Here is a 239-nt window from a genome sequence, read left to right as displayed (position 1 = left end):
GGATGCCCGCCCGCTGGCCTCGCTGGACGTGACCCGCGACCGTGGGCTGTTCCGCGAGAACGCCGCCGGGCAGATCGAGAACATCTACACCCTCAAGGTCATCAACAAGACCCAGCAGCCGCAGCGCTATCGCCTGCAACTCGACGACGCGCCGGAGTTCCGCCTGCAGGGCGAGCACACCCTGAGCCTGAAGCCCGGCGAGATCCTCGACTTCCCGGTGTCGGTGGCCTCTACCGCCG

General features: G+C 68.2%; 1 protein-coding gene. It reads left to right on the top strand.

What is annotated here, in order from left to right:
- Nucleotides 1–239, top strand: a 239-nt coding sequence (locus BST14_RS32295) for a FixG Ig-like domain-containing protein (RefSeq protein WP_211280870.1), incomplete at both ends; no start/stop codon positions are given.

Origin of the sequence: Mycobacterium arosiense ATCC BAA-1401 = DSM 45069 (assembly GCF_002086125.1) — a bacterium.
In the GTDB taxonomy this organism is placed as follows: Bacteria; Actinomycetota; Actinomycetes; order Mycobacteriales; family Mycobacteriaceae; genus Mycobacterium; species Mycobacterium arosiense.
Note: the sequence above shows the minus strand (reverse complement) of the source record. Positions and strands in the feature narration are given on the sequence as shown.